General features: G+C 40.6%; 1 protein-coding gene. It reads left to right on the top strand.

Going from position 1 to position 345, the window contains the following annotated elements:
• Window positions 1-345: DnaJ C-terminal domain-containing protein (locus tag ACNI3T_RS05955; RefSeq protein WP_418227046.1), on the top strand; the 345-nt coding region annotated here is incomplete at both ends.

Raw genomic sequence — 345 nt, 5'->3', positions numbered from 1 at the left:
GGTGCCAATAGAGGTGCACATTTTAAAGGCCAGGATTTTAATGCAGAGCTACAATTGCGCTTAAGTGAGATCTATAAAGATCAAAAGCAAACGCTTACCGTAAATGGTAAATCTATAAGACTTACAATTCCCGCGGGTGTTGAAAACGGTCAAACGATAAAGATAAAAGGACACGGTGGCCCAGGAGTACAGGGTGGTCCAAAAGGAGACCTGTTCATCACGTTTCAGGTTTTAAATGATACAGACTTCCGCAGGGAAAAAGAACATTTATATGCTACAGAAAATATCTCGTTAACCACTGCGATTCTTGGAGGAGAGATAAAAGTGAAAACATTTGATGGTGAG

Origin of the sequence: Christiangramia qingdaonensis (assembly GCF_048381525.1) — a bacterium.
In the GTDB taxonomy this organism is placed as follows: Bacteria; Bacteroidota; Bacteroidia; order Flavobacteriales; family Flavobacteriaceae; genus Christiangramia.
The sequence above is the reverse complement of the archived record's forward strand: the minus strand, read 5'-3'. Positions and strand labels throughout refer to the sequence as shown.